This is a genomic window from Bacillus pseudomycoides DSM 12442 (assembly GCF_000161455.1).
GTDB classification, from domain to species: Bacteria; Bacillota; Bacilli; order Bacillales; family Bacillaceae_G; genus Bacillus_A; species Bacillus_A pseudomycoides.
The window spans coordinates 1,457,979-1,483,353 of sequence record NZ_CM000745.1 but is presented as its reverse complement, the minus strand read 5'-3'; the positions used below and the strand labels follow the sequence as shown (position 1 = coordinate 1,483,353).

The 25,375-nt window shown below is 35.3% G+C and carries 29 protein-coding genes, 2 other RNA genes and 2 riboswitches; of the genes, 9 read left to right on the top strand and 22 right to left on the bottom strand.

Annotated elements, in window-relative coordinates; genetic code table 11:
* Window positions 1-70: 70 nt before the first annotated feature.
* The 3 genes from BPMYX0001_RS07395 to BPMYX0001_RS07385 all read right to left on the bottom strand — a co-directional run bounded on the left by BPMYX0001_RS07395 (window position 71) and on the right by BPMYX0001_RS07385 (window position 1,886).
* Window positions 71-364 (bottom strand): hypothetical protein, encoded by a 294-nt coding sequence (locus BPMYX0001_RS07395; protein WP_006094347.1) that lies wholly within the window; start codon window positions 362-364, stop codon window positions 71-73.
* A gap of 19 nt (window positions 365-383) precedes the next feature.
* Entirely contained in the window at window positions 384-1,016 is a 633-nt protein-coding gene (locus tag BPMYX0001_RS07390) for a LysE family transporter (protein ID WP_006094346.1), read from the bottom strand.
* Window positions 1,017-1,157: 141 nt separating this feature from the next.
* Window positions 1,158-1,886 carry a YqcI/YcgG family protein gene (locus tag BPMYX0001_RS07385; RefSeq protein ID WP_003196494.1) on the bottom strand — a complete coding sequence of 243 codons (729 nt, stop codon included), beginning with the start codon at window positions 1,884-1,886 and terminating at the stop codon, window positions 1,158-1,160.
* 268 nt (window positions 1,887-2,154) lie between these two features.
* On the opposite strand from BPMYX0001_RS07385, the gene cspB reads away from it, so the two are divergent.
* The gene (gene cspB, locus BPMYX0001_RS07380; protein ID WP_003196492.1) at window positions 2,155-2,352 is read left to right on the top strand and encodes a cold shock-like protein CspB; all 198 of its coding nucleotides are present in this window, start codon (window positions 2,155-2,157) and stop codon (window positions 2,350-2,352) included.
* A 120-nt stretch (window positions 2,353-2,472) separates the two neighbouring features.
* A complete protein-coding gene (locus tag BPMYX0001_RS07375; RefSeq protein WP_003206638.1) occupies window positions 2,473-2,721 on the top strand; it encodes a DUF2564 family protein in 249 nt (82 codons plus the stop codon).
* A 31-nt stretch (window positions 2,722-2,752) separates the two neighbouring features.
* Here the strand turns inward: BPMYX0001_RS07375 and BPMYX0001_RS30430 are convergent, their stop codons facing one another.
* The 3 genes from BPMYX0001_RS30430 to BPMYX0001_RS07365 form a co-directional block, all read right to left on the bottom strand.
* The gene (locus tag BPMYX0001_RS30430) at window positions 2,753-2,929 is read right to left on the bottom strand and encodes a zinc-finger domain-containing protein (protein WP_003196489.1); all 177 of its coding nucleotides are present in this window, start codon (window positions 2,927-2,929) and stop codon (window positions 2,753-2,755) included.
* A gap of 12 nt (window positions 2,930-2,941) precedes the next feature.
* Complete coding sequence (locus BPMYX0001_RS07370; protein ID WP_006094345.1) at window positions 2,942-3,601, bottom strand: ribonuclease H family protein; 660 nt, start codon at window positions 3,599-3,601, stop codon at window positions 2,942-2,944.
* A 670-nt stretch (window positions 3,602-4,271) separates the two neighbouring features.
* On the bottom strand, window positions 4,272-4,757 hold the full coding sequence (locus BPMYX0001_RS07365; protein WP_003196485.1) for a QueT transporter family protein: 486 nt from the start codon (window positions 4,755-4,757) through the stop codon (window positions 4,272-4,274).
* A 6-nt stretch (window positions 4,758-4,763) separates the two neighbouring features.
* A riboswitch (PreQ1 riboswitch) is annotated at window positions 4,764-4,808 on the bottom strand.
* 131 nt (window positions 4,809-4,939) lie between these two features.
* Here BPMYX0001_RS07365 and BPMYX0001_RS07360 point away from each other — a divergent pair.
* From BPMYX0001_RS07360 to BPMYX0001_RS07350, 3 genes are all read left to right on the top strand, one after another.
* Complete coding sequence (locus tag BPMYX0001_RS07360; RefSeq protein WP_006094344.1) at window positions 4,940-5,812, top strand: aldose 1-epimerase family protein; 873 nt, start codon at window positions 4,940-4,942, stop codon at window positions 5,810-5,812.
* 95 nt (window positions 5,813-5,907) lie between these two features.
* The gene (locus BPMYX0001_RS07355) at window positions 5,908-6,294 is read left to right on the top strand and encodes a reverse transcriptase-like protein (protein WP_003196481.1); all 387 of its coding nucleotides are present in this window, start codon (window positions 5,908-5,910) and stop codon (window positions 6,292-6,294) included.
* Window positions 6,295-6,323: 29 nt separating this feature from the next.
* On the top strand, window positions 6,324-7,214 hold the full coding sequence (locus BPMYX0001_RS07350) for a DMT family transporter (protein ID WP_033798776.1): 891 nt from the start codon (window positions 6,324-6,326) through the stop codon (window positions 7,212-7,214).
* A 2-nt stretch (window positions 7,215-7,216) separates the two neighbouring features.
* On the opposite strand, the gene BPMYX0001_RS07345 is transcribed toward BPMYX0001_RS07350, so the two are convergent.
* Window positions 7,217-7,477, bottom strand: a complete 261-nt coding sequence (locus tag BPMYX0001_RS07345; protein WP_003196477.1) for a DUF6123 family protein — start codon at window positions 7,475-7,477, stop codon at window positions 7,217-7,219.
* Between the two features lie 374 nt (window positions 7,478-7,851).
* Here BPMYX0001_RS07345 and BPMYX0001_RS07340 point away from each other — a divergent pair, with 374 nt between their 5' ends.
* The gene (locus BPMYX0001_RS07340; protein ID WP_006094342.1) at window positions 7,852-8,412 is read left to right on the top strand and encodes an isochorismatase family protein; all 561 of its coding nucleotides are present in this window, start codon (window positions 7,852-7,854) and stop codon (window positions 8,410-8,412) included.
* A 51-nt stretch (window positions 8,413-8,463) separates the two neighbouring features.
* Here BPMYX0001_RS07340 and BPMYX0001_RS07335 read toward each other — a convergent pair whose 3' ends face one another.
* The 9 genes from BPMYX0001_RS07335 to BPMYX0001_RS07300 all read right to left on the bottom strand — a co-directional run bounded on the left by BPMYX0001_RS07335 (window position 8,464) and on the right by BPMYX0001_RS07300 (window position 16,820).
* Window positions 8,464-9,318, bottom strand: coding sequence for a GNAT family N-acetyltransferase (locus BPMYX0001_RS07335; protein ID WP_033798775.1), 855 nt, complete (start codon window positions 9,316-9,318; stop codon window positions 8,464-8,466).
* A 217-nt stretch (window positions 9,319-9,535) separates the two neighbouring features.
* The gene (locus BPMYX0001_RS07330; RefSeq protein ID WP_006094340.1) at window positions 9,536-11,515 is read right to left on the bottom strand and encodes an acetoacetate--CoA ligase; all 1,980 of its coding nucleotides are present in this window, start codon (window positions 11,513-11,515) and stop codon (window positions 9,536-9,538) included.
* Window positions 11,516-11,780: 265 nt separating this feature from the next.
* Entirely contained in the window at window positions 11,781-12,032 is a 252-nt protein-coding gene (locus BPMYX0001_RS07325) for a hypothetical protein (RefSeq protein WP_006094339.1), read from the bottom strand.
* 111 nt (window positions 12,033-12,143) lie between these two features.
* Window positions 12,144-12,284 carry an FbpB family small basic protein gene (locus BPMYX0001_RS30425; protein ID WP_006094338.1) on the bottom strand — a complete coding sequence of 47 codons (141 nt, stop codon included), beginning with the start codon at window positions 12,282-12,284 and terminating at the stop codon, window positions 12,144-12,146.
* Window positions 12,285-12,531: 247 nt separating this feature from the next.
* Complete coding sequence (locus BPMYX0001_RS07320; RefSeq protein WP_006094337.1) at window positions 12,532-13,398, bottom strand: 5'-3' exonuclease; 867 nt, start codon at window positions 13,396-13,398, stop codon at window positions 12,532-12,534.
* A 134-nt stretch (window positions 13,399-13,532) separates the two neighbouring features.
* Entirely contained in the window at window positions 13,533-14,264 is a 732-nt protein-coding gene (locus BPMYX0001_RS07315) for a P-type ATPase actuator domain-containing protein (RefSeq protein WP_006094336.1), read from the bottom strand.
* 394 nt (window positions 14,265-14,658) lie between these two features.
* Window positions 14,659-14,822, bottom strand: a riboswitch (M-box (ykoK) riboswitch).
* 67 nt (window positions 14,823-14,889) lie between these two features.
* A complete protein-coding gene (locus BPMYX0001_RS07310) occupies window positions 14,890-15,276 on the bottom strand; it encodes a DUF350 domain-containing protein (RefSeq protein WP_018764315.1) in 387 nt (128 codons plus the stop codon).
* Complete coding sequence (locus BPMYX0001_RS07305) at window positions 15,273-16,505, bottom strand: glutathionylspermidine synthase family protein (protein WP_006094335.1); 1,233 nt, start codon at window positions 16,503-16,505, stop codon at window positions 15,273-15,275. The genes BPMYX0001_RS07310 and BPMYX0001_RS07305 overlap by 4 nt, the downstream gene beginning before the upstream one ends.
* Window positions 16,506-16,508: 3 nt before the next feature.
* Entirely contained in the window at window positions 16,509-16,820 is a 312-nt protein-coding gene (locus BPMYX0001_RS07300; protein WP_006094334.1) for a hypothetical protein, read from the bottom strand.
* A gap of 82 nt (window positions 16,821-16,902) precedes the next feature.
* On the opposite strand from BPMYX0001_RS07300, the gene BPMYX0001_RS07295 reads away from it, so the two are divergent.
* Window positions 16,903-17,352: a hypothetical protein gene (locus tag BPMYX0001_RS07295; protein ID WP_033798774.1), complete on the top strand. Its 450-nt coding sequence runs from the start codon at window positions 16,903-16,905 to the stop codon at window positions 17,350-17,352.
* Window positions 17,353-17,592: 240 nt separating this feature from the next.
* Here the strand turns inward: BPMYX0001_RS07295 and ssrS (BPMYX0001_RS30420) are convergent.
* The 5 genes from ssrS (BPMYX0001_RS30420) to BPMYX0001_RS07280 all read right to left on the bottom strand — a co-directional run bounded on the left by ssrS (BPMYX0001_RS30420) (window position 17,593) and on the right by BPMYX0001_RS07280 (window position 19,716).
* A non-coding RNA gene (gene ssrS / locus BPMYX0001_RS30420) (6S RNA) lies at window positions 17,593-17,776 on the bottom strand.
* A 20-nt stretch (window positions 17,777-17,796) separates the two neighbouring features.
* Window positions 17,797-17,980: non-coding RNA, 6S RNA (ssrS, locus tag BPMYX0001_RS30415), on the bottom strand.
* Between the two features lie 115 nt (window positions 17,981-18,095).
* Window positions 18,096-18,929: a sulfurtransferase gene (locus BPMYX0001_RS07290; RefSeq protein ID WP_006094333.1), complete on the bottom strand. Its 834-nt coding sequence runs from the start codon at window positions 18,927-18,929 to the stop codon at window positions 18,096-18,098.
* A 2-nt stretch (window positions 18,930-18,931) separates the two neighbouring features.
* Window positions 18,932-19,204 (bottom strand): DUF2533 family protein, encoded by a 273-nt coding sequence (locus BPMYX0001_RS07285; protein ID WP_003196439.1) that lies wholly within the window; start codon window positions 19,202-19,204, stop codon window positions 18,932-18,934.
* Between the two features lie 56 nt (window positions 19,205-19,260).
* On the bottom strand, window positions 19,261-19,716 hold the full coding sequence (locus BPMYX0001_RS07280; protein ID WP_006094332.1) for a GNAT family N-acetyltransferase: 456 nt from the start codon (window positions 19,714-19,716) through the stop codon (window positions 19,261-19,263).
* Between the two features lie 71 nt (window positions 19,717-19,787).
* On the opposite strand from BPMYX0001_RS07280, the gene BPMYX0001_RS07275 reads away from it, so the two are divergent.
* The gene (locus BPMYX0001_RS07275; protein ID WP_000369734.1) at window positions 19,788-20,042 is read left to right on the top strand and encodes a DUF3931 domain-containing protein; all 255 of its coding nucleotides are present in this window, start codon (window positions 19,788-19,790) and stop codon (window positions 20,040-20,042) included.
* 3 nt (window positions 20,043-20,045) lie between these two features.
* Here BPMYX0001_RS07275 and BPMYX0001_RS07270 read toward each other — a convergent pair whose 3' ends face one another.
* A complete protein-coding gene (locus BPMYX0001_RS07270) occupies window positions 20,046-23,705 on the bottom strand; it encodes a dynamin family protein (RefSeq protein WP_033798773.1) in 3,660 nt (1,219 codons plus the stop codon).
* A gap of 491 nt (window positions 23,706-24,196) precedes the next feature.
* On the opposite strand from BPMYX0001_RS07270, the gene BPMYX0001_RS07265 reads away from it, so the two are divergent.
* Window positions 24,197-25,360 carry a DUF418 domain-containing protein gene (locus tag BPMYX0001_RS07265; protein WP_006094330.1) on the top strand — a complete coding sequence of 388 codons (1,164 nt, stop codon included), beginning with the start codon at window positions 24,197-24,199 and terminating at the stop codon, window positions 25,358-25,360.
* Window positions 25,361-25,375: the final 15 nt, after the last annotated feature.

The window sequence follows — 25,375 nt, the reverse complement described above, 5'->3', positions numbered from 1 at the left end:
TTTCTTAGAAAAAACAGCCATAACATATCGTTACGACTGTTTTCATTCTATCTATCTTATTCTCTTTTACTCACAAATTTGCTCGCTGTTCTATTGTAGAGAAAAAATTTTGCGAACCAAATATATTTTGTTTCGGTATAATGTGTTCAACTGCAAAGACAGTTACTTCACCTCCCTGTACCTCTCCAATAATCAGTCCCAGTATTGCATGATTTACAGCAAATGTTGGCTGCTTTGTTTGAAGTAGTCTTTCAACAGTTTGAAGAACGGCCTCATATAAAGGGTCCCTATCCGTTATTTCTTTTCGAATTTTTGGTGCTAATGTAATGATAATTTCTTTTCCATTAACTGTGGTTCGATACATAAAAATCTCCCCTTCAATCTTATATGAACAACTGTAAAGCTTTATACGCAAAATGAATCGAATACCCGACTAAGATAAATCCAGCTCCCGCTGTAATATAACCGAGTACCTTTGGTTTAAGCACTGTGCGTCCAAAATGAACAGAAAAGGCAATATTTAAATTCCATAAAATAATGCCACCAATTATGCAAAGACTATATAAAAAGGCCTCTTGTTTTGTTACTTTCGTGAGCAGTGAATTAAGCGTACTCCCATATACACCAAACCAAAAGACAAGATTTAACGGATTAGATACCGCAATTAAAAATCCTGCCATAAAGGATTGACGAAGTCCACCTACCTCTTCTTGTTTATATTCCATATTTGAATGTGAAATTCCTTGTTTTACACTTTGAAATCCTAAATAAAACAATAAGAAAAAACCTATACAATACATAAATGCTTGTACATATGTATACATAAATACAGAAGATAATCCAAAGTAAATAAGCAGCATAAATAAAATATCTGCACTCATGCCTCCTATCCCAACAAACCAAGCATGCCAAAACCCACGTTCGATCCCTCTTTTTAACATTTCAATATTAATTGGCCCTACTGGTGCCGCTAGTGAAATTCCTAGTATAAATTGCTGTATAATTGCTCCAAACATCGCTCTATCCTTTCTATATCATTTTACTATTAGCTAATGTAAACAGTACTAAAAATAGACTAACTTTTATAAAAAATATACATATATAAAATGCCCTTTTTCATCCAAAATATGCAAAAAAGCCATCCTTAATGATGGCTTTCATTTTAGTACTTTATGATGAAATGGACATTTTCCTTCGATTGGTTCGATGTCATCTCCAATAAAATATTGTTTCCATTCCTGATGATTCGGATCACCATAGTGACTTATATTGGGATGTTTCGGCAGCTGATCCCACTTTTCCACTCGTTCTCTAACCGTTTGTCTGGAATATGCCCCTTTCGGTCGATCTCCTTCTAATCCATCAAATATGATCCGTGGCTGAAATCCTATAATGAGCGAATTTCCTAAATGCCTCGTTTTTCTCTGTTTATAGGCAGGAGCATTCCCAAATGCAAACATCGGCTCCCCACCAAATGAAAATTCCCATAAGTAATGATCTGGATTTTTTGGAATTTGCTCTGGCCATGGCTGTTCATCCTTTTCATGTAAATATTGTAGCACTCTCCAAAAGTACATGCGGTAATATTCGAGCGATCTTTCTTCACACTCTGGCTCAACAAAAAGAAAAAAACCTCTTCTTACAACTGGTCGCTCATTCATTAACTGTAAAAAAGAAAACAGAGTCTTGGGTAAATGACTCCAATCATCCTGAGATAAAAACGAGTAACGAAGTTCATTTTTCTTTAAGGCCGTTAAGCCAAAATAGCACGGAAAAGTTGGCTCTAATACAACATTAGAAAAATTCTCAAATTCTTTTGAAACCCAACTTGGTATATCACTCCTAGTTTTAATTTCTTGATTATCTAACAAATAAGACTTACTCATTCTCTCACCTCATTATGTACAGCATTCATTTAAGCATATTAAGAATATAAGTTGTCCTATACCATTTTAGAAACTTGTGTAAAAATTATTTGAAAATACAAAAATATAAAACCGCTTACTTGACTAAAATCTACCATTTCATGTATATTTAAAATATCATTTAGCAGAATATTCGATAATATAGCATTTTCAGTTTTATGAATTCGCAAATATTTCAAATGAACTTCACTAAATGAAAAAGTAATCGTTTTTTAGGAGGAATTGTAACATGCAAGGAAAAGTAAAATGGTTTAACAACGAAAAAGGTTTTGGATTTATCGAAATTGAAGGTGCTGACGATGTATTCGTACATTTCACAGCTATTCAAGGCGAAGGCTACAAAGCTTTAGAAGAAGGTCAAGAAGTATCTTTCGACATCGTTGAAGGAAACCGTGGACCACAAGCTGCTAACGTAGTAAAACTTTAATCCAACATATAACAGGAGGTTACCTTATTTGGTAACCTCCTTTGTTATTCCTTTGTATATTTCCTTTTTGCAGAGTAAAAACTATGTGAAATGTGACAGAATACAAAGGAGGAATCGACAATGGGTTCACATGTAAATGATTTTGAAGAAGTAAAATTCCGTGTAGAAACAGCACAAAAAATGGTAGGTTCTGCTACAATTACAATGGATCCTGAATCACTGCAGCATGCGACGACTGCAGTAGAATCTGCACGCTCTCAGCTTGAAACAATGAAATCTGTTGCAACAGATTTAGACGAGCCTTTCTTAATGAATGAAGAAAAAAAACTAAGCCTATGCGAACACCAATTGAAAGAAGCTAAGCATTAAAAAAACATCCAGAGCTACCTCTGGATGTTTTTTATGATAATTGATTGCCATATTCTTTTAACTTCGCTCCCACTGTGCATTGCCGAATACAAAAAGAATGGGCATAGTACTTACTTTGTGTTTTTCTATAGTGTTCTTGTAAAAAACATCCTTCACAATACGTCTCTAATAAATCATTTACCTCTATAATGAGCTGCTTCTTATTCACCAGTGCACCTCTCTATTCTGTTACTTCCTTATGACTATCGATCGGTGTCCCTTCCAATGCTTGCGCGGCCAATTGATGTGCTTCTTTATTTTGTTTTCTTGTTACTGGCTCACAGACAAGCTTCAATTTCATTTGCTTTGCTTTTTGTTCAATTTGATCTAAATAGTGATTCAAATGTTCATCATAGCATGGCCACTGTCCAGCTAATTGCTGAAGTACGACTTGAGAATCACCATGAAGCGTAACTGATTCATATTTGATTCCTAATTCTTCTAATACATCCATTCCATATAATAACGCTGCATACTCTGCCTCATTATTATCATATATACCTTCTATGTAAGCATTTCGACGAACACGATACACTTTTTTCCCTTTTTTATAGTACACGCATATTCCAAGTCCCGCCTCTTTCGTTTCGATGTCATATCCTCCATCAAAGTAAATGCGAATTTCTTGCGGATCTTCTTCCACTTGTTTACTCAATTTTTTCATTTCTTTCAGCGTCCATTCCGCGCCCATTTCATCGTAAAATACGAGTTCTTTTACTCTTCCCGTTTTCTCAAAATCCACTGCAAATTGGAGAGCTTCTTCCATACTCATATAATCTGTTATTAATTCTGTTTGAAGACCATGTTTTGTTTTATACAACCAATTCATTTTATACTTCATACTATTTTCCCCTTATATAAGACTTCATATTTTTATTTTATTATATTTTACCAAGAGTCACAGTATTATATGCGAATGAATCAAATCATATTGTAAGTAACTACCATTATCTGAACTTAACTTAGACTGCTCTCCTAACTCACAAGAAAGAGGAGCGTCTGTATGATTAGAAGGGCTTCATCCTCCATCAAAGTCCTTTGAACTCCTCAAAATTTTGAGATAAAGTGAAACTTCCATCAGTGGGGTTTTTCTTCATCCCCCACTGATGGTTAGTTGAACCAATCGGGCTTTTACGAGCAGTTATCCCCCACCTATCTTCCTCATTTCTCTCTGGATCTTGAGGTAGGGGTCTTACTGTCCGTTAATGCGGGATAAAATGAAACTTTAATCAGTCCTCACAAATCGGGATAAAGCGATTACTTATAGAAATACTAACTTAGATTTAGCCCTTATCCTCTTCGAAAACAAAAAAGAAAATTCAGACACGTGTTATAGTAATGAAAAAACTATCAATTCTAACATCACAATCATTAAAGTTCCTAATCCAACAAATGCAATTTTTTTCTGAATCTCGGTTTCTTTACTGCTATTAGATATACTGAGAGAACTTACTTATATACAAATAAAGAGGCTACCCAATCCTTTCGATTTGGTTCAGCCTCTTTATTTATTACATCACCTTTTCAAATTGCACTCGTTTATTAATCCAATACATAACAGGCATACCAATTGCCATCACGACAAATTCACCAGCTGCACATGTAAGCCATGTAAATAAAAATGGCAGATCGAATGCAAGATGAAGTTCAATCGCTATCATAAACATTGTAACTGTAAAGATAACTGTATTAAAAATCATGCGCGCCCAAACACCCTTAATAAAGCGCATGGAAATAATAGTAGCAAGAAGTGCAAGAATGGATTGCCCCACTCCAAATACTAAATCATACGCAATCATAGGTGAGAAAAAGAGATTTGTTAAAAATACCCCTAAGACAATTCCATAAATTGATTTCTTATTAAATACAACGAGATGATTAAACATCTCCGAAATACGAAATTGTACATTCGTAAAGCCAAACGGCTGAATAAGTGCTGAAACAGCAATATATAATGCTGCTAAAATACCATTACCAACTAATGTTTTTATATTCATGACAAAATCTCCTTAGTTTTTTTACGTGGGATGGTTTCGAACCACGTGATTCGTTTTTAAACAACAATTTTATATTGTACGCAATAGCAAACCATTCGTCAATAGATTCCTACCATCCACTACCCTTTTTCTTATAGACCACGTATAATAAAGAATATGAAAGATTTAGGAGGTTTCACTTCATGACAGCAACAATTCAAAACGAAAAAGTGATCGTTTCCATCTCTGAAAAAGGTGCAGAGTTACAAAGCGTTCGCTTAAAAGAAGACAACACAGAATATATGTGGCAAGGAAATCCTAACTATTGGGGGCGCCGTGCACCAATTTTATTCCCAATTGTCGGTAGATTAGTGGACAATATATATTATGTAGATGGTAAACCTTATTCATTAACACAGCACGGCTTCGCTCGCGATCTTACATTTTCAGTAAAAGAGCAAAGTGAAACAAAAATTACTTATGCAGTCACTAGTAATCAAGAAACTTTACAAAAATATCCGTACGAATTTGAGTTACGTGTTTCTTATGAACTAGACGAGCAAAATATACATGTTACTTATGAAGTTATCAACCCTACTTCAAAAGAAATGTTCTTTTCTATCGGAGCACATCCAGGCTTCAATTGTCCTTTAATAGAAGATGAATCATTTACAGATTACCATTTATCATTTAATGGCCCTGAACATTTAGAAACAAACGTTCTAAAAGGACCATTTCTTTCAAAAGAAAAACAACTAATGGTTGAAAACAAGACAGAATTACCACTTACATACGATTTATTCAAAAATGATGCCCTTATTTTTGAAAATATGAATACAAATGAAATTTCCATTCGCTCTCATAAACATAATAAGTTTGTAAAAGTAGCATTTGAAGGTTTCCCATTGGTTGGTGTGTGGACACTAGAAAATGACGCTCCTTTCTTATGTATCGAACCGTGGTATGGAATTGCTGATGAAGTAGAACCAGCTAAAGATTTCAAAGAGAAAAAAGGCGTACAATCCTTACAAGCAAATGAAACGTTTACATGTCGCTACAGCATTACAATTGGATAAAGTGCATTTTTCATATTCTATCCCCCGCCCCTAGAAGTTTTTAGGCGGGGTGATTACTATCAGCTAACGCTATATAATAATGGAGGTATTCAATTTTGATTGAAGTATATATTGATGGTGCATCAAAGGGAAATCCAGGTCCTTCTGGTGCTGGGGTTTTTATTAAAGGTGTGCAGCCACCTGTGCAATTATCACTGCCGCTTGGAATCATGTCCAACCATGAAGCTGAATATCATGCATTACTGGTCGCATTAAAATATTGCATGGAACATAATTATAGCATTGTATCTTTTCGCACAGATTCACAGCTTGTTGAACGTGCTGTAGAAAAAGAATATGCAAAAAACAAAACGTATGCACCACTTTTAGAAGAAGCACTAGCGTACATCAAAAGCTTTGATCTTTTCTTTATAAAGTGGATTCCAAATAGTCAAAACAAAGTTGCCGATGAATTAGCAAGAAAAGCCATTTTACAAAATTAATGGGGGTTTTAGTGTGAAAAAAAGGATGGATTGCTCCTCTCGCTTTATTATTTGTCTGCTTTATTTGGGGAGCCACATTTGTTGTCGTTCAAAATGCAATGTCATTTGTTGGGCCATTTACTTTTAATGGTATTCGCTTTTTATTTGCTGGAATCATTTTATTATTTGTCCAATTTATATTCTCGAAAAAAACTTCAAAACAAGAAGTTCAACATAGTAGCATTGCTGGTTTAATTATCGGATTCTTCTTATTTATCGGTTATTTATTACAAACATTTGGATTACTCTATACCACTTCTTCTAAAGCAGGATTTTTAACTGGACTCAGCATTGTTATGGTTCCGATTCTTTCATTTATCTTTTTAAAACAAAGAGTTACACCTTTTATCATACTTGGCATTACTGCTGCAACAGCAGGCTTATATTTACTAACCGCTGGTGATTCTTTTCAATTGAATATTGGTGATATACTTGTTCTCGGCTGTGCAATTGCTTTTGCAGCCCATATTCTCATTAACGGAGTCTTTTCTAAAAAAATATCCCCTTTATTATTAAGCACATCTCAAGTATTATCTGTTGGAATTTTCTCTTCTATCTGCGCTTTTTTATTCGAGGACTGGAAAAAGTTATTTTCAATCTCTTTATGGACGAATTCTGCTTTTTTATTTGCTCTACTTGCAACATCCGTGTTCGCAACATCCATCGCTTTTTTTATTCAAACAGCTGCGCAAAAACACACCTCTCCAACAAGAGTTGCCATTATTTTCGCAATGGAACCTGTCTTTGCTGCATTAACAGGTGTTCTTGTCGCAAACGAACAACTTTCTATTCCCACAGTACTTGGTTGCCTTTGTATTTTCTTAGGCATGATCTTCGTTGAACTTCCTTCAAAAGCAAAAAAAGAAGCGCAGGCTGCGTGATGTTACGCTTGTAACGTCCACATGAAAGCCTTTGCGCTTTTTTTATCAGTAATTTCCTCTTCCTTCAAACGCTCCAATAAAGCGATAAAATAACTACCATCAAATTGTAGTTGATGTTTAATTGTTGCCTCAATCGCTGCATTCACAATCCCATCCGACGCACCAGTATACCCTTGACCAAACATAATAAACCCTTGTGCGTCCTCTGATAATTTAAATCCTTTTGTGTGTAAGAATGAAAGATATTCTTGTACCGTTTGCATGCTGTTCCCACCTACCAAAAAATTCTCCACTTCCTATCATACATTTTTTTAGGCTTTATGAGAATGAATTTTCTTTGACAATCTCTCTTAGATTTCTTGATTTCCTAAAAGATAAAAACAACACTAAATACTTCACTAATTTTCACTTTCTCTCCTTGGTTATATTGTAAGGTATTACATGATGTGAAGATCAATAAAGAAAATGAAATAATTCCCTTATATAAAAAGGATTCATGTACAGCATCACGAAATAAATAAAGTGTAACTTTAATCAACGGGAATTTTCTTTATTCCGTACCTGTCTCTCTATCTATATTCTAAACATCGAGACAAACTTATTACCTACAAATCACGAAATAAAAAGGAGAAATATAATGAAACAAGCTCTATTAATTATTGATGCTCAACAAGAACTTATTGATGGAAACGAGCAAGAATCTGCAGTATTTCATAAAGAGCAATTATTAACGAACATAAATATAGCCATTCAAAAAGCAATTCAATCCAATGCTCTTATTATTTTCGTCAGAGATACTGATGTTGCTTCTGGCATGGGGAAAGGATTTCAAGTACATGAGGAACTCAGAATTCCGCATGCAGCACAAATCATAGACAAACAAGCAACCAATTCATTTTATAACACCTCTTTACACGCCATTTTAAAAGAGAAAGAAATTGTTCATCTCGTTATAGGCGGCTGCAAAACAGAGCATTGTATTGATACTGCCGTTAGAACAGCAACTGTACAGGGATTTGATGTCACTTTAATTAAAAATGGGCATTCCACGAATGATTCTACGATTTTATCAGCCAAAAAAATTATTGAACATCATAATAAAACACTACATGGTCATTATAATGTGGATCATTTTTCTGTTGTTAGAGATGTCGAAGAAGATCTATTTTCCCCTATTCATAATCAATATCGAGAATAGAAAAATCACATTTATAAATTAAAAAGATTCCTTTTAAAAAAGGAATCTTTTTCATCCAAATATCTGTGCAGCAATTCCATATAATTCACCATTTCTTTTCAAAAATCGAGTGCTGTTTTTCAACATAATTGGTGGTTGATTTACCTTTTGAAATCCAACTGTCTCGAGCACTGTCATAAAAAATTCTTTTCCTTCTGGTACATCAATTCTAAGCTTTCCTTTATAATCTTTTGCCAAATGATGAACAATTGTAGTTGCGATATGATCATTCGGCGCGACAATTGATCCTATAATTCTATTTTCTGGAGTTTGTACGCTCATTCCATATCCCACAATATACTTTTCTTTGTCTTTTACAACTATACATTGCTCAGATTGTTCAATTCTTCTCTGTATAAAATTACTTCTATTTACCCCGAAAGCGGCTTCATCTAACTTCACAATCCAATTACTATCTCCCTTATCATAATCCATAAAAATATGTTGCTCATTTCTATCGTAATCTTTAGGAGTTACATACTGATTACATATATACTTTGAAACATGACTAACCACTTGAAAACCTAATCTCTCATATAAAGGTCTTCCTTCTTCTGTAGCAATAAGCATAATCGATGTCTTTTCTGAAACACTTCTTATACAAGCCTCTGTAATTTCCCCTCCAATCCCCTTTCCTTTATACTGAGGATGTACAATAACCATACCAATAGATGCTAGTTTCTCTCCATATAGGATGATAGCTGCACTAGCGATTATTTCACCTTGCTTATTTTTCCCACCATATATAATTCCAGAATTAACAATTGTTTTAATTTCTTCTGAGCTATAATCCCATCCAACTGATTCAGATAAATTTATAAGATGCGGTATATCATTTCCCTGAATTCTCTCTATTGCAATCACTATCTATCCTCCTTCTATATTCCATAAATGAATGTCTCAATACAACTCCTTTGAAACTTTAATCAGTGGGGGTTTTCTTCATCCACCACTGATTATTAGCCCTCACCAATCGTTTTTTTACGGGCAGCCCGATCCCCACCTACCTTCCTCGTTTTTCTTTGAATCTTGAGATGGAGATCTTACTGCCCACGAATAGCAGGATAAATAAGGAAGAACTCTATTATTCTTGCTTATTTATAATTCGTGCTAAATCCATAAAAAAGCTTAATGATTCAGGATTCGCCATGGAACCTTGATTGACTACCTTTTCTGCCGGAAATCCTAATAGAATTTTGCGAATTGGGACTTCTAGTTTTTTTCCACTCAATGTTTTCGGAATTTGCTCTACTACGTAAATTTCGTCAGGGGCAAACCGAGGCGAAACTTTTTGTTTTATTTCAGCTCTTATTGTTTCTTTTAAGTTATCACTCATATTTACTTCAGGTTTTAATACCACAAATAGCGGCATAAATGATCTACGTCCAAGGAGCTCTAAATCCACTACTAAACTCTCTATAATGGCATCCAGGGACTCAACTACACGATAGATTTCGCTCGTCCCTAGACGTACCCCTAGCCGATTGATCGTAGAGTCTGATCGCCCGAAAATGACACAGCTGCCTTTATCATCAAATTTAATCCAATCACCATGTCTCCAAATCCCTGGATACATCTCAAAATAACTTTCAAGATAACGCTTATTATTGTCATCTCCCCATAAATATATAGGCATAGATGGCATTGGAGAAGCTATAACCAACTCCCCAACTTCATTAGTAATCGAATTCCCTTCATCATCAAATGATTGTACGTTTGCACCTAAAGAACGAGTTTGTATTTCACCTGCATAAACAGGCAATATAGGAGAGCCACCAACAAATGCAGTACATACATCAGTTCCTCCACTGGTCGAAACAAGCCATACATCTGTTTTCACATTTTCATATACCCATAAAAACCCTTCCACAGGTAGAGGTGAACCAGTTGAACAAATAGCCTTTAACTTAGAAAAACTGTTTCTTTCTTTCGGCTTAATCCCAAATTTCATACATGCACTTAGGAAACCGGCACTTGTACCAAAGAAAGTCACACCAACTTCTTCGGCAAGATCCCATAATCTATGTATACTAGGATAAGATGGGCTGCCGTCATATAAAACAATTGTACCTCCAGCTAAAAGACCACCCACTAAAAGATTCCACATCATCCACCCTGTCGTTGTAAACCAAAAAAACACATCATCTCGGTTAACACCTTGCTCAACTAATAATGTCTTAAGCTGTTCTAATAATATTCCACCTTGACTTTGTACAATTGGCTTTGGCAACCCTGTCGTTCCAGAAGAAAATAAAATCCAAAGAGGATGATCAAATGGGACCTTTTCGAAAACAAGATCACAATCTCCTCGCAATAGGTCATTCCAATACATTGTACGATTATTCAATTCAGAATCATTACTGCCAACATAAGGGATTAAAACTGTCTGCTTTAAGGTAGGTAGGCTCGATTGAATTTCCGAAACATTTGTTATTCTATTCTGAATTTTACTATTATAGGAATACCCATCGACTGCAAATAAAATTGTCGGTTCAATTTGTTTAAATCGATCAATAACAGTATTTGTCCCGAAATCAGGAGAACAGCTGGACCAAACCGCTCCAATGCTGGCACATGCTAAAAAAGCAATTATAGTTTCAGGAACGTTAGGCATATAAGCCACAACACGGTCTCCTGGTTTAACCCCTAATTCCTTTAGAGAATTGGCCACCATCGCTGTCTTTTCCTGAAGTTCTTTCCAGCTTAATTCTGTTCTCGGAGTGGTTTCTGATTGAAAAATTACTGCCGGTTTATTTTTTCTTGCATTTCGAAAAATATGTTCCGCATAATTTAAAGTAGCACCCGGGAACCATTTTGCCCCGGGCATCTTTCTTGATTCTAAAACTTGATGATACGGTGTAGTAGAAATAACTTCGCAATAATTCCAAATACTTTCCCAGAACGCTTCAAGTTCTTCAACAGACCATTTCCATAGTTCCGTTTGATTTCCAAAAGATAGCCCCTTCTCTTGTTTGAGCCATTTCATGAAAAGACTGACACCTGAGCTTTCTATTTGTTGCTGTGATGGCTCCCATAACAACACACCTTCAGTAATCGCTTTCATTATTATTCCTCCTTAGCTATCAATTTTTTAAAGAAGTAAATAATAACTATATACAGCGTATGCTCTTAAAAAACCTTTTTTCAGAAGGGAGAGTTCGTGATTTAATAAAATGAAACTTTAATCAGGAGGGGACTTCTTCATCCCCACTGATTATTAGCCTTCACCAATCAGGCATTTGCGCGCAGTTAATCCCCCACCTAACTTCTTTGCTTTCGCTGAATTTTGAGGTGGGGGTCTTACTGCCCGCGAATAGCGGGATAACAAATTACTTTATCAATATTCCATTCAATTCTTTCTGAAATATCATAATTTCTAAATCACTTTTTAACATCTTTTCAATATCGTATTTCATAATAAACTCTCTTACCTCTGGTTGAAACATCACAGTGGTATCATATTTATCTTGAAACCACTTTTGTTTTCTTAGTAACTTGAATTTTTTGTTAACGATCCTTTGTTTTTTTGATGGAACAGAAAGAATTAATTGTAACGCCACCTTTTCTATTAACTCACTCATTTCATTCCCCTTCTTTCTCCGTTACAACCCCGCTCTTAAGTATGATCCATATATAAATAAAACCCCTTCGAACCATAAATGAAGGGATTTTACATATTTTTTTTATCTTATTCAGTTACTTGATACACGATATGATACATGCCTTTTTTCGATTTTTTCTTCTATTTCTCTTATATTCTCTTTATCGCTTAATAATAATTGTTTATTCTCTATCAATAATTGTTTAAATGATTTTCGTATTTTTTTTCGCATATTTAATTTCCTCCTTCACTATTACAAATAACTTATCAAAGGATCATTTATATAAAAGATAAGTAATTATCTGTGTAGTTTTATAATAAAAGATTCGTGTGAAATCTATTTGAATTCCAAATGAAAACTAAGTATTTTTTCTGATAACTTTATCGATTAAAAGAAATCACATAAAAAATAACGCCTAATCAAAATATATTTGATCAGACGTTATCTATAGTGGTAAGCAATCTCTCTATCATTGCTTTTACAGCATATTTATAAATATTTCAGGTCTTCCCCAGTTCATTTGGTCGCAAACAAATCGTACTTTCTCTTCATCAATTGTATGCAGTCCTTCTTCTAGCGAGCATGAAATCGGAACTTCACAATGAATTTGTGCTAATTGTAATGATATGTTTAAATTCTCCAAATCATTTTCAATTTTTGTACGCTGTGCTTTTGTTAATGCCGCTATATTTTCTAATACTGCCGCTACGGTTCCGTGTTCTTGAATTAGTTTATATGCCGTCTTTTCGCCAATTCCTTTTACACCTGGATAATTATCACTCGTGTCTCCCATAAACGCTTTGGCATGAACGATTTGCCAAGGTTCTACACCCTTTTCTTCCCTAATCTTCTCTGGCGTATAATACTCATAGTTTCCAATACCCTTACGAAGAAGCATTACCGTAACATTTGTATCAACAAGCTGTAATAAATCTGTATCGCCTGTTAAAATATATACTTCTGCCTCACTAGCGTATTCTTTTGCCAACGTACCAATACAGTCATCAGCCTCATAGCCTTTCAGTCCAATTACAGGAATAAATAACTTCGATGTCATCTCTTGCACGAGATCAAATTGCGGAATCAATTCTTCTGGTGGTGCTGCACGATTTGCTTTATAGTTTGAGAAAGATTCTGTTCGGAATGTCGTACTTCCCATATCCCAGCACGTTACAATATGCGTCGGTTCAATCGCTTGTGCCGCTGTTAATAAATGTTTCATATAACCATGAATCCCGTTTGTTGGGGTACCATCTTGTCGTTTCATAAATTGGCCATAAACACTTGTTGCGTAAAAAGCACGAAATAATAGTGCCATGCCATCAACTAACAATACTTTTTTCATAATTCCTCTCCTACTAACAAAAAATAATAACCTCACGTTATCACGTAAGGTTATATAAATAGATTACCATTCTACGTTTCTGTTCAACTTTATCTATTATACAATGTTTTCATATATTTAGCACCATTAATAGTTTAACATGTTTGACTACAGCATGTATGAAGCAATCCAGAATACGTGTTTTTACCTGTTGAAACGACCACAGCCTTCGCAGTTCCATTTACAACATGTGTGCCTTTAAAACATACATTTTCAAGTTGAAGTGGATTGTAATCTTTCATTCGTTTTAACGGAATAAAACGTTTGCGTTCAAGATGATAACAGCTTTCAAATTTCTCTACATTCGTTTCTTTCCCTGTTAGCACCGATTCATTTACTAACAAATCCTCTGCAAAAATAATACGTACATCAGCTGGAACTGTATCACCTGCTGAAAGAAAAATCATATCCCCGGGAACTAGCTCCTCAACTGGAAGTTTCATTATTTTTGATTCGCTATTCATCTCTGCAGTTGTACATCCTTCTATCCTAGAAACAGTAACCATTACAATCTCACACTGATTTTGATTATGAACACGTTGCTTTGTAAATCCAGGGAGCATTTCACATAATTTCATCATTACATCAAAAAGAATTGCTCTTTTTGAAGGTAATTCATTTTTCCCGTACACATGCATGCGTTTCTGCGCTTCTTTAATAGAAAGACCATCTCTTGTCGTTTTAAAATAAGCAAATACAGACTTTACATCTCTTGTTGCAATTTCAATTAACAAGTCTTTATTTTGTTTTAACATAGATTGCTCTTTCATCATTCTTTTACTTTGTTTATGAGACATGTTACCCACAAGTTTATTTACATATAACATATTATCGTCTCCTCCTTTACAACATAGGAAGAAACGCTTTGTTTCTCAATTTATCTCACTTTAACAATGGATATCCCTAAACTCAGTTAAAGTGTCTACGCTCAACTCATAATTATTTCAGCACATAACTATAAGCTGACCGCTATTTTAGTGATAAATTATAGAGGGAGGAACAAGTCGTTTCCTGCCTACATCATATATTTTTGTTTTGCAGTATATGGGTAACGGAACCGAGTCAGAATTTGACATGCTCCTCACCTCCTCTTTCATTTGTTAGTCAGTATTTATACTATGGAAATGGTCATAGTTTGTTAATAAAAAGACCTTTACTCATAAGCGAGTAAAGGTCATTACATACATAAATAAGCGATTCCTAATCAACATAGAAATCTGCGAACCTCTCCCTCGCCGAGTTTTAGCACTGTATAGCATAGGTACATTACCAGCTACGTTAAGAAAAACCTTAATTCGATCATTCCTGTTGACCCATTGGCGTCTCTCGACATTTTTGGGCAGTAGCATTTCTCTATACAGGAGCCTCACCTAACAGAGACTTATTTTTTTATTACATAGAAAATGTTACTCCTATTTAAAATAGATGTCAACACCTTCAGTTCAAGGTTTTTCAATACGTTAAACACCCAGCAATCACGATTCCGATGGAAATTGATAAAAACATAAGGAAAAGTCCGACGGCCTGATTATCTTCTTCGATGCTTTGATTGATATTAAAACGCGGTGTGAGCCATTCAGCTAAATAAAACACAATAATCTGTGCTAAAATTCCAATCGCTCCCCATAAAACCATATCCAAAAATGAAATAGAATTAGCTGCGGTCGAATACAAAACAATAGCAAGACCAAGAAGTCTTCCTCCAAGTGCATAACTTGCTGCTTTATTACCTTTCGCCATTAACGAAAATTCCTTGACTTTCGTTGTCACTTCCATAAGAAACAGACCGATACATAAAAGACCGATTGAAATCGCTAAATAAAGTAAGAAATTTATCATTTATAATCCTCCTTTTTAATTCCTACAGGTAAATAATAAGATTCATTCCCCGTAATTTTTTCACCGGCACGTATACCGATACTACTTGGTTTTCCTGCAATTAAAAACGATCCAAACACATACGACAGCTCCTCGTTTCCCCTTTCAGTCTCAAGTGAAACAACTGGAAGCTTTATATATTTTTGAAATACAGGAAGTTCTTTTTTATACGTTTGATATGAATTTTGATTAACAATATTGGTGTCTTTGTCACGAATTGTAACCGTGTCACCTTCTCTACCGAACGAAGGCTTTTGAACAAAAGAACTTTTCCCTAAAAAAGGATCCTGTTCTAGGTAAGTAGGGAGCATATATTTTTTTATCCATTGTCGTTCCTCATTTGTATAAAAAGCGCCCGCCTCGGCCAATCCCCAAATCAGGCATTGAATCGATTTTGGCTGAAGCAGAAAGGATGAGATAGGATTTATAATAAAGAGCTTTCCTTCCTTTACAAGTTGCAGTAGCTCAATCCCTACAAGATCTCCGGTTTTGGGATCCCTGTCCTCAACCAAGTCTTCAATAGGATATGTCTGACGATACAAAATATCAATTGGCACACCGTCTCTGTCGACCAAAGCATCGTCAGTAATTCTGAGTTCTGGCATTGACATCATTTTGTTTTTAACCTGACATAGCTGACTCAAATACGCAGTCGTATTCCAATCCTCTATATTTTCATGATGGGCTGTGAAGACAACGTTTGGACTTTCTATTCCCTTAGCAGCCTCCATCACAGCTTTTGTGATACCAGAAGAGAGAAGACGTTCCTGATTCTTATTCGGATCATGATAATCTAATTCTTTACAAACCACTCCATTCATTTGAAAGCATTCCACCATAAAAGTTGGAGTATCACTATTAAACTCAAGCATTTTGATACCACTATCCTTCAAAACAAAATCAAACCGTGAAATAATAGATTCAGGAAACAGAGATTTCATTCTAATAAAAGGCAAACTTGAAGATGGAAAACCAAATTCAAGAAGCTGAGCGTCAGACAAGGTCCGAAGAAGCCTAGCAGTCTTAAAAAATACTTTCCCCATTCTTTCTGTTGCTAATTGCAAATCTTGGATTGTTTGTTCTGTTATTTCAAAAACATGAAAAAGGCTATACTCACTCCCGTATAAGTCAGACCAAAAGTGAGGGAACCTTGAATAAAATTCACTTCGTTTCTTTATGTAAAGCGACATAATTTAACCTCCGAATCCACCCTTTGAACCGCTTCCAATTCCCCCTTTAAAATTGGACGAAGCTTGGTAGGACTTAAATTCAGATGAATTTTTGAAGATGGATTTATTTTGATAGTATGTACTACCGTAATAATAATGCCCATGATAACTTGAACGGTTGTCATCGCATCGCCACACACCAAGTTCATCATCCCAATCCCAATCAGCACAACTCTTATCCTTCGGTTTTGGAGGGAGATCTTCTGTACATCCAGATAAAGTGCTAGTCATTAAAGAAGTAAGAACACCTGTTACTAACCATTTGGTTTTTGTCACTTTCCAACGCTCCTTTGTATATTATTTTTTTATTATAATAGAATTCATGATAAAATAGAAGAAAAAGGAAGAGGGAGTACAATTGCGGTTAGAATATCGACTCAATGCTGAAGCGAAACAATACCCTGCCCTATGGAGCTACGCGAACATTCCTGTTTCCGAAACCGTCGCAAGGATGACTTGTGAGTATTTCATTAAAGAAGGAGATACATATGTCGTAACAGCGACCGCGATGGATCCTGATGGAACAGCAGTATTATATGTCCAAAAAGAAGCGTTCTTCGATGATCCTTCAGAGCCTACATATTCCCATATAGGTTTTGAGATTAGAGAACTACAAGAGGCAAATTCAATTTTAATAGAAAGTAAAGATGTATGGAACCATGACGAGATTTTAACGTATCTCCATTCAGATATTTTGTACGTTCAAAAAGACGGAATATTTATGGAACTCGCCTTAGATTCCAGAGAGATTGATGAAGACCGAAAGTGCTATGTTTATTATGGAAATTTTACAGGTGGGCACAGATAAAGTGAAACTTTAATCAGTGGGGGTTTTCTTCATCCCTCACTGATTATTAGTTGAACGAATCGGGCTTTTACGGACAGTTAATGCGGGGTAACAATCAAATGAAACTCCCATAATTGGGAGTTTCATTTGATTTCTAATATTTTTATGCTCTCCACACAATGAAATTCTAATCATTTCCATAGTCCCGATAAAAGGTTCCTAAAACAAAAAAACCTTACGTATAAAACGTAAGGTTTTTTATATAGCCCCACACATGCCGTTCTCTCTAGATGTCCATAAACCTGCTCTCACAGGTGGATGTTCTCATAAATGCTTTCAGCTTCCTTCTTAAAAAGATGGCATGCTGTTTACATTTAAATATTGAACTTCCGTATTATACTTATTGGTTTAAGACATACATAAGCTACGTACACCGTAGGAATTTTATATAATGTTAGTTAAAATAAGACCCCCGCACGTGCCGTCCCTCGTAAATGTCCAAAAACCCGCTACTCGCAGGTGGATGCCCTCACAGCTACCGTACATCTTCCTCCACATGGAAGGCTTGATGATGGTCGCTAAATGTTGAGCTTCCGTATAACTAACATCGGTTTTAGACATAAATAAGTTACGTACACCGCAGGATGCTTTATTTACTTGTCGTTATCTTATCACATTGCATGCAATGTGTAAAATGTAATATTTTGAAGCAAATTCTTGCTTGTGACCTTATTTTAATACAAAATATTTTTGCACGCAAGAGGTTACTGTCCTTCTTTTACAATTTGGTTTTCTGGATAAGAAATCCAATCACTCCAGCTTCCAGCATATAACTTCACGTTACGAAAACCAGCTGTTTGTAACGCTAATACATTCGGGCATGCTGTTACACCAGATCCGCAATAGACGATTGTTTCCTTCTCTTTACTAAGATAGCGGAAACGATCTTCTTGTTCCTCTTTATCTTTGAACTGACCTTCCGATGTGATTCCATCTTTCCAAAAATAATTTTCTGCTGTTGGAATGTGACCAGCTTTAGGATCAACAGATTCTTCAGCGCCAGCATAACGTTTTGGCTCTCTCGAATCAATTAACGTAACATCTGCATTTGTACGAATTTTTTCTTTCACATCTTTCATCGTTACAAGCATGTTGTCTTGCACATTCGGTATGAATTTTTTCCGTTCAATGGTTGGAACTTCAGCTGTTGTAGATAAATTTTGGTCTTTCCAAGCAGGAAACCCACCATTTAACACATATGCTTTTTGATGTCCTACATATGTTAATAGCCACCATAGACGCGAAGCCATTGCACCAGCTTGACTATCATATGCAACCACTGTCGTATTTTCATCAATACCAGCCTGAGAAAGCTTTTCGGCAAAATTCTCAAGACTTGGGAGTGGATGACGACCACCATGCTCCGTAACAGCGCTTGATAAATCAAGATTTAAGTCAAAATATAATGCATGGGGAATATGTTCTTTTTCATACTGCTTTCGTCCCCAATTTGAATCAGCTAAGTCAAAACGACAATCGACTACACGGACATGTTCATCTTCTATGTGATCACGTAACCATTCGACTGTAACAATCATGCTTAACGACCTTCTTTCTCTTGCAGACGACCTACATACTCCATAACCATATCTTCTGTTACAATTTTACGTTGCGGTGCAACACCTCGTTTAGCAAGAGCATTGATTTGCTTCGTTACCATATTAATTGCATCTACTGAGAAATGTTTTCCATTTGACGCAAGTGCTACTGCAGCTTCAATTGCCGCTTCACGCTGTGCTTCTAACTGTAAAAATGTTGTCACAATTTCATTTTGTTTACGAGAATGTGCTGTAATTGCTTTATGTACTTCCATCTTCTCTTCCCCCTAAATAATTTATACTTTCTCGCCAATTCTTCATAAGAAAATGACTAGAGTTCTATTGTAAGCCGAATCATATCTCGGCATACAATCCCATTTTCAATAATCTCTTCTTCATAATGCTTCGAAAAGTAATCAAAATCAATAGAAAAAATACGAAAACCACATTTTTGATAGAAAGCAAGCTGTGAAATACTAGAATTCCCTGTCCCTACCTCAAGGTTATGCATGTGTTTTTCTTTGGCAGTTGCAATTGCATGCTGTAATAACTGTTTTCCAAGTCCTTGCCCTTGTATTTCTTCTGAAACAGCGATATTCATAATTTCCATTGTTTGCGGTCTTGTTTCAAGTAATACATATACGCCTATAACATCTTCTTCATATTTCGCAATATATAAAAGACCTCTCTTCAAATATGAATTAATTTGCCTCTCACTGGGATCAGCAAGCAACAATAATGACATCGGCGCCTTATCTTGCGAAATACGTTCCATGACAATTTTCATGAAATTTCCCCTTTCTCTCTTGTTCTAAACCCTCCTTGTCTACCATAAGTAATACAAAGGAGGGATTCACCATGGACAACAATGAGAAAAAATGCAACGTCATCTCGATTGATGGAAAGAAAAAGAAAAACGGAACATATTCCCACCCAAAATTAGTTGTAGATGGAAAAACATATGAGTTTTCTTCATTCGTCTTATGCGGTGAAACACCAGATGGCAGACGGTTAGTTCTGACTCATATGATTTCTACAGATGAATTTGCAGGATTCGTAAAATCTCTGGATGCTGTATTACAAAAGAAAATTGAACGAATCTTTTTTTCATAGAGCTTATAAAATATGAATTTCTTTTTCGATTGCTGCTAACTGTTTCTGTAATTGTTCCTTACTTTGTTCATATAGCGACACATCAATTGTCTCTGCTAAAGCGAATAATACACTTGCATAATATTGCTTAACATCTTCCTGCATCACTTTTTTGAATAAGTCCCATTTCAATTCCCATTCTTGTTTATAATGCTGGATAAATATCTCTTCTTCATCAGCTACATATTGGGATACGACAGGCTCAAGTGATTCCTTCGTATCTTCCTGCATTGTTGCTTTATCATTTTTTTCAAAGAAACTTTTCTCATTTTTGAAATGAGATAATGCCTTTTTAAAATGCTTTATTTCTATAGAAGGAAACGGCTCTTTATGCGTAATAACTTGGTATTCATAATCTGCTGTCCCATTCATAGAAATAGATTCGTTTTCCAACTTACATTTCACTGCAATTTCATCTTTTGCACGTTGCATCGCTTCATCCATCCATTTTTCAAGACGTAGTGACGTTGCTCGCATTTCCTGTAATAAATCATGTTGGATAAAGGCTACAAGTTCCATGAGACATTCTTGCAACTTAATTTTCACATTTCCATCTGTTCGAAGGGATGCTGGGTTAATAAATTCAGTAAACACATCGTTATAACGTAAAAATAGACGTTGCTGCACATAATATAACAGTTCTTTCACTTCATTTTGCATCGCTTGCTCTTCTGCAAGTACACTATACGATGAAATAATATGAAGTAGCTGCTCACGTTCTGCTTCATATTTTTTTATTTGTTTTTCTTTCTCATCGTTCCCTTGCTTTGCTCCTTGTATCATATTTACAAGAAGCTGCTCAGCACTTTGCAATGCGCTATATAAAGAATGGACAGATACGAGCATTAAATCACGCATCATAAAGGATGTAAATGATTCTTCAAACTTTGTAATCCCCGAATTTTTCAAGATACCATACTTTTCTTTTGCAATACTCTTTCCTTGTTTCTCCTCAAGTGCACATAAGCTCGAAATTGCAAATAGACGTGGATTTCGGATACCGTATTGCAGGAGCTGGTCTGCTATATAGCCTTTTACCATTTCAAGTTCATCCTCAGACTGAGCTAAATCCGCTGCGTTAATTAAAAAGAACATTTTATCAAGCGCAAATGTATCTTTGACACGGCCAAGTTGAATTAAAAATTCACGATCCGCCCTTGAAAAGACATGATTGTAGTATGTTACAAATAAAATCGCATCAGCGTTTTTAATATATTGGAATGCAACGTCTGTATGTCGAGCATTAATAGAATCTGCTCCTGGTGTATCAACAAGTGCAACGCCTTGTCTCGTTAAAGCACAATCATAGTATAATTCCATATATTCAACAAAACATGATTTCTCTTCATTCGCTACATAATCAGAGAATTCCTCTAACGTAACTTGCACTTGTTCTCCCAAATGATTAGAAACTGCTTGATATCCCCTCTGCACTGCACGTAAAAAACTAAACGTTGTTTTCTGCTTTCCACTTGGTGACGGGTATTGTAGGATTGTATCTATTTGTAATAACGCTTCTTCAAATGTCTTTATTTCATAATGAAACAATTTATAAACTGCTTTCATATCTTCTAATAGCGCCTGCTTCGATTTAAACTGAACAATTACTGTGCCGTGAGGTTTGTCTTCTGTAATCGGTAAAATCTGATTAATCGTCGCCGTTGTTGGATTTGGTGATACCGGGAGTACATTCGCACCAAGCAATGCATTTGCAAATGATGATTTCCCTGCACTAAAAGCTCCAAATAACGCTACTGTAAATTGCTTTGTTTCAACACGTTTTCTTTTCCCGACAACTTCTTGATGCAAATGTTTAAGTGTAGGAAGAGTTTCTAATATTGTTTCCGCATCTTTTACTTGTTCTAATATACGATGAATATTTAATGTTGCTGTTGTTTTTACATTTTCTTCCTTATACGAAATACTATCACTTTGTACCTCTTGTTCTTGTAATGTAAACTTCTCATTTACAACCTGTTTCTTCCCTTGTAATACTTTTTCTACTTGCAATTCATTTGGCACCGGTACATGATCGCTCCAAATACCTTGTAAGTAATTCTCGTATTTATCATACGCCTCAATATATTGTAATTTTGTTTCTTTTGCTGTCTGTAACATAGTATATTGCTCAATTTCTTGTTCAATATGAGCAATCTCTTTCTCCATCTTTTTCCGTAAAACGCCCGTGCTTTGCTCAAAAATTTGCTGTGCTTTCATAAAGTAGCGTTTCTTCAGCTCATTCGCAACATCCGCTGTATAAAGAAGCAAGTAATCTCCTGTAAACCCTGCACCTTGTTTAATGGTTTCTGCTAATAATTCTGGACCAAAAGAAATTCGCAGTGCATATATGTCTTTTCCGACTTCTTCTGTAAACATCCCTTCATCTTTTAAGAAAGCCACAATAAACTCTTTCACATGAAAATCAATCTGTGTTTCAACGGTCTTCCCTAGTGCTGAATAAAATGCATCTAAACGCCGCTGTTTTTCTTGCTCTGTTTTTCCTTTTGCAAATAGCAAACCAACTTTAAACTTCGTTAGCTTCGTTTCTAAATATTGATTTGCTAACTCTCTCATTTCAAATGGCATTAAGTAAGCATTGTCTAATATTGCTTGCAATCCTTTTATAAATTCATTTTTCACGTCCGATTCTTTACTAGCCACACGTCGTTTATTTTCAATAAGCTCTTCTTTCTTTTCCATTACGTCTGTAAGCGATAGAGGTGATGCTAATTCTTTTTGGTAGGGCATTAATTGTTTTTCATTTTCTGCAAGAATAAATGAAAAATGTTCTTGTAATAAATATGCCGTTTCTCTTTCCATACCATTGCCCACATACTGCTCACGCTCTTTCATAATCGAAGAAAGTAATTTCTCTAATCTTTGTATTTCATTATATGGATGGTTCATCATTCGTAAAGAAGTATAAAAAATACCATCTACTTCAATATCCCAGTTAGAAAACGATTGACTCACACTTTGCCTATAATCTTCAAATGATAGCTCATTTTCTTTATGCTTATCGATTTGATTGATAACAAGATAAACTGTTTTATTACGCTGCTTTAATTCTTTCACAAACTGCAAATTCACTTCTGACTGAACATGGTTATAATCCATCATGTAAAAAATAACATCCGCAAGATGGAGTGTTGATTCTGTTGCTAATTGATGCGCATCATCTGTTGAATCAATTCCAGGTGTATCAACGAGCATAACACCATCAGGAATTGGCGCATCATTTCGATAAATATGAACGCCAATTATTTCATCACCATTTTTACAAAGCTGTTTCAATTCTTCCGCCGAGTATGCACCATCATATTCATAATGCTCTCCAGATTTCACTGTCACAACAACACGGTCCTGTCCCTTTTCAATTTTAACAACGTTCGCGCTTGTCGGAATCGGACTTGTTGGTAATAACTGCGCTTTATATAAGTGATTCATCATTGTCGATTTTCCAGCAGAAAAGTGACCGCAAAAAGCAATCATAAGCTGTTCTTGCTTATATTTTTGAATCACTTCAAACAACTTCAAACTATTTTCCGTATCACCATGCTTCTGCCATTCTTCATAAAAACAAACAAGCTTTTTCATACTGTTTGTCTGTACTATGTTTGTCATCCCCTTGTTCCCCTTTATTCCAAGATGTATATACCCTACTATCATACTAAATTTTCAGGATATTCTCATTAAAAATAAAAAATCCCTTTCATTCTTTTGACAGATGAAAGGGATTCTATGTAAGTTTGTTCATTTTGTTGCTCCGACTCCATTTAACACATATTTTGTAACGACAGCATACACAGCCACCGTTCCTGCAACTAATGCATATACCATATTTAGCACACCAACCTTTTTTTGATAATGATTATCACTTTTGAGTATATTTTATCATTAAAGAGAATCATTATCAATATTAATTTCTAAAAAAGAAGCTCCTTGAAAATAAGGAGCTTCTTTACTACCTGTTTTAAAGGAGTGAAAAACTTGCTGTGCATCCTTATTATATCTCATAACAAACATCTTAACAGTTTCAAAAATTGGAAATCCCCTCTATCTCCTTTTGATAACATTTTGTATAATAAAAGGGCTTTATTCAAAGGAGGAAAATAATGGAACTAAGCGTTTCGAACGGTGAGAGGATTCATTCTATCGATATTATTAGAGGGATTGCTGTATTTGGTATTTTTCTTGTTAACTGGCCTGTTATTGCTGGTGTTGACACTAGTGAAATCACAGGAGGTTATGAAGAAATAGACCGTTATATTCGCCTATTTTATGACATGTTTATTCAAACAAAATTTTATACTATTTTTTCATTTTTGTTTGGACTAGGATTTTACATTTTCATGCAGCGTGCTGAGACAAAAACAGATCATCCAAAAACATTATTTGTTCGTCGTCTCCTCATCTTATTATTATTCGGCTTCATGCATTATGTCCTTTTATGGGATGGGGATATTTTACATAGCTATGCAATTGCAGGATTTTTCTTATTTTTATTTTATAAAAGAAAGCCTCGTACTGTTTTAATATGTGCTTTAGTTCTATTAGGACTTTTCCAGTTTTTCATGCTACTAATGAGTTTACTCCTTATGTTTATGCCAATAGAAGAATTAAGAACTTCCCACCCCATTATGCCTTTAGAAAATTTGGGAGTACAAGTGCAAGATCGCTTTACAGATTTTTATTCTGAAGTAATCCAGACAAACCTTTTTATACTTCCAGAAATAGTTGGATTATTCTTGCTCGGCTTATATGCCGGCAAAAACGACATTTTCCGCCGAACGAAGGAACTAGATCCAAAACTAAAAAAGTGGCAAATCATTATGTTCGTTTTAACATTACCTATTTGGTTCTTCATGATTCGCTACTTTGTGGCAAAACAACCATATGAACCAATCTACATGAGAGGTCTTACAATGTTTAGTGGTAAAACTTTATTTATCTTTTATATTTTCACACTTATGCGTTTATTACAAAAGGAACAATGGCAAAAATTATTACAACCTTTCCAATATGTAGGACGGATGGCACTAACCAACTACATTTCACACACAGTAATAACATTGATTGTGTTTGGTCTATTTTTCAAAAATTATTTACCGGTCCCATTATGGGTAGGCCCACTATTTTGCATTGGTTTTTATACACTACAAATCTTTATGAGCCGCTGGTGGCTCTCTCATTATCAATACGGCCCACTCGAATACATTTGGCGCCTTGGCACATATGGAAAAATGATGCCTCTAAAAAAGAAAAGCAAGGTCTCTTAATGAGAACCTTGCTTT